Raw genomic sequence first — 3,502 nt, 5'->3', positions numbered from 1 at the left:
GCGCCCCCGCGCCCCCGCGCCCCCGCGCCCCCGCGCCCCGCGGCCGACGGCCACGGGCCTGGAGAACCGTCTCCGGGAGGTCTGCCGTCGGGTGGCTCAGTCGCCGCCGGTGCCGCCCCGCAGATGCAGCGAACGCAGTGCCGCCTCCAGGGCGAAGCGGTGGTCCGGGTCGGTGAGGTGGTCGCCGAGCCGGGTGTCCAGGTTCCGCAGGCGGTAGCGCACCGTCTGGGCGTGCACGCCCAGCATCTCGCCGACCTGCTCCGCGGGCGCCCGGGTGGAGATGTGCACACGCAGGGTCTCCATGAGCCGGCTGCGCCGACTGCTCGGCAGCCCGTCGAGCGGCGCCAGTTCCCTGGCCGCCAGCTGGGACACGAGCGGCGGGTCCGACAGCAGCCACAGCGTCACCAGGTGGTCCTCGCAGCGGGTCAGCGGCGCGTCGGCCACGACCCCTTCGTCGATCAGCTGGAGCACCCGGCGCGCCCAGCGGATGGAGTCGGCCGCCTGGGTGAGCGGCACCGTCAGACCCGCGACGGCGTGGGTGCCGGCCAGCGCCGCGTCCAGCATCGCGATCCGCTCCGGGGTCAGGGCTCCCGGGACGAGCAGATGGGGCTGCGGAATGTCCAGGTCCGCGAGGACGTCACCGGCCAGGCCCGCCTCCAGACGGTCGGGCGCGGGCGAACGCAGGGCGACCAGCGTGACCTCCGCGGGCAGCGGCCAGGCGGCCGCCTCACACAGCCCGGACACGGTCGCCTGGGGCAGCGGCGGCGCGGCGAGGATCAGGTGCAGCAACTGTCTTCGTACCGCCGAGACCTCGGACGAGGCCCGCGACTGCACCTCCAGATAGCCCTCGCGGGAGAGTGCCTCCAACTCCTCGACATAGGCGAACAGGGCGTCGGCGAAGGCGAGGATGACGGTGGGTGACAGGTTGTACTGGCGGCCCACGGCCCTGGCCCTGCGCAGGGCGATGCGCGCGCCCAGCCGGTAGGCCCCCTGGAGGGTGTCCAGCTCCCGGCCCTCATATGCCTCCACGCGCCCGAACTTGCGTAACAACTGGTCGCGCAGCGCCGACTTCTTGCCCGGTTCGGCGACGCGGTCCACGAAGGCGGCCAGGGCCTCCTCGACACCCTGCCGGATGGCGTCGGCGTCGGGGCCGTTGAGCAGCCTGCCGTAGACGGGATAGGCGCGGGTCACCTCGATGCGTATTTCCTTCATGAGGCCGGGCAACTCCGGTCGCATGAAGGCCGCGAACTCCCTGGGCAGGGGTTCGAGTGGCTCTCCGACCTGCGGCGACCGTACGGTTGAAGGCATGACTGGTCGTCCCTTGCTCTCCGACGCGCCCGGTGGGGGGAGACCGGCCGGGTGCCCCTCGAGGACCGAGGGGCACCCGGCCCGCCGTCAGGTGCATACCTGTGTGGGCTGCTGAAGCTAAATGAAGTTTCATGCGCCGTACACAGGCCGTGCACGGTTTGCCGCGGCGAGACGGGATCGGACTGCCGGGACGGCTGATAATCGCCTTTGTACGGCGCTCACCTGACGGCCGATCTCCAGTTCTGCGCGAGGATCTTGCCGGCGTCGGGGGCGACGGTGCCGGGTGCGGTCAGACCGGTGAGGTAGGTCTGGGTGTCGTTGAGGGTGAGGCTGTTCTTCCCGGCGGCGGACGGCAGCCCGGTCTTCAGATTGACCGCCGCGTCGATCAGGCCGATGCCCAGCCCGCAGCCGCTGGCGCCGGGCACCGCGAAACTGCTGTCGTTCTGGGTCGCCCCGGTGAGGCCGATCCGGCTCATCTCGCCGTCGGCGGCGGGGGTGCCGTCGCCCTTGAAGGACGACAGCCCGAACGCGGGGGAGGTGAGGTTCCTCGGCCGCAGCACGATCGGGTTGTTCTTGGTGCCGATGTAGCAGCCCGCGCCGAGGAACGGGTTCTCCAGGTGGATCCGGACCGGCAGGGCGACGATCGGCCGGTCGGTGACGACGCCCGCGCTCTGGTCGAAGTCGAAGGGCGTGCCGACGGACTCCACGGTCGCCGTGATCCTGTTGAGCGTGCTGTCGGCGAGCTGCTCGCAGATGGCCGTGATCACGGGGAGCCCGCTCGGGCACATCAGGCCCAGCAGCCCGCCGGGCACGGACGCCGAGTCGGCGATGACCGCGCCGTCGGGCGGGGCCACGACGGTGCTGGTGCCGTCGGAGTTCTGCACCACCCCCAGCTGGAGGTTGGTCCGCCCCGTCACCACGGTGGTGTTGCCCAGCGTGATGGAGCCGCTCGGCGAGGCGGAGACCACGCACTGCGGCGTCCTGGCCAGGCCGTCCGCGGCGACCATCGCCGGTGCGTCCACCGGGCAGCGGGTGAACGGCGCCCACTCGCCGTTCAGTTGGGCCGTGGCGGCGGTCGCCGTGCCCATCGAGGCGAAGGCGCCGAGCGCGGCGGTGAGCGCGGTGACGGTGGTGGTGAGTCTGGCGCCGAGCGGGAACCGGTTCATGAGGTGGCCTTCCGTGAGGGGTCCTGGCGGAGGGGTGACTCAGCGTTCGGGAACGGGAATCTTCAGGGGTTGCAGATCCGTGGTGCACTCGTCCGGGTTCGGCACGTCCGCGGCCACGTAGCACGTCTGGCCCTGCGTCTGTTTGACGTAGTTGCCGGAGCCGGAGACCGAGGCGGTCAGCAGACGGTCGAGGTGCTCGCCGCCGGTCCCGCAGCCGGTGAAGGCGGGAATGTCCGCCTCGCCGGTCAGCGGGCCGCCGGACAGCAGCAGATAGCCGGTGGCCGGCTCGCCCGTGACCTGCTCTCCCCGGCCGTGCAGCACCAGATGGTCGCCAAGGTGGTGCGCGGGATCCGGTTCGGGGGAGGTGAGGGGCTTCTCGGTCCGGCAGTTCGGACCCACGTCCAGCGGTGTCCCGTTGACCGTGAGCTTGGTGACCCGGAGCACCAGCGGCACCCGGACATAGGTGTCGGTGCTGGTGAACACGAAGTCGGTGGCGCCGAGCGAGTCGATGGTCAGCGGGCCGGTCTGCTCCAGCACCATGGTGGCCGTCGTCGGGGTGAAGCCGAAGGTCAGGAAGGTGGCCTCGAACGGCGGCGACCCTGTGCGGCCCTCGTTGTAGAGGGTGCCCGAGGAGTGCTGCTTGATGGTGCCGCCGCTGAAGTCCGGGTAGAACTCGAACTCCGGTTCGCCCTGCTCGATCAGCGTGCAGGTCAGCGGGACCAGTGCGGCGCCCTTCAGTTTCCGGACGTTGGAGTATCCGGTGATGTACGCGTTCAGCGACATCGGGCCCGCCGGGTACCGGGCGTCGTACCGGCACGGCGGTGCGTCGGGCCGTACCGCCGCGCCGCCCGTCGCGTTGTCCGCCGCGCCGCCCGGCGAGTCCCCGTTGACCCTCGGGGCCCTCTCCCGCTGCCGGTCCGCCGGTTCGCCGTCCTGCCGCCGCGGTGTGTCGGAGGGGGCGGGCGACGCGGACGGCGAGCCGTCCGGTCCGCCGGGCTCCGGGCCGACCGGGACGGCGGCCAGCAGCC

Annotated in this window: 2 protein-coding genes and 1 pseudogene; all 3 read right to left on the bottom strand. The window is 72.0% G+C overall.

The features are described 5' to 3' along the window. Positions 1-96: 96 nt before the first annotated feature. Entirely contained in the window at positions 97-1,308 is a 1,212-nt protein-coding gene (locus ACWEKM_RS46150; RefSeq protein WP_451627303.1) for a PucR family transcriptional regulator, read from the bottom strand. Between the two features lie 218 nt (positions 1,309-1,526). Further along, positions 1,527-2,474, bottom strand: coding sequence for a hypothetical protein (locus ACWEKM_RS46145; RefSeq protein WP_451627302.1), 948 nt, complete (start codon positions 2,472-2,474; stop codon positions 1,527-1,529). A 39-nt stretch (positions 2,475-2,513) separates the two neighbouring features. Further along, a pseudogene (locus tag ACWEKM_RS46140) lies at positions 2,514-3,502 on the bottom strand (DUF6801 domain-containing protein); the annotation flags it as partial.

Source organism: Streptomyces sp. NPDC004752, from assembly GCF_053601275.1.
This window is presented reverse-complemented; position numbering and strand designations above follow the sequence as displayed.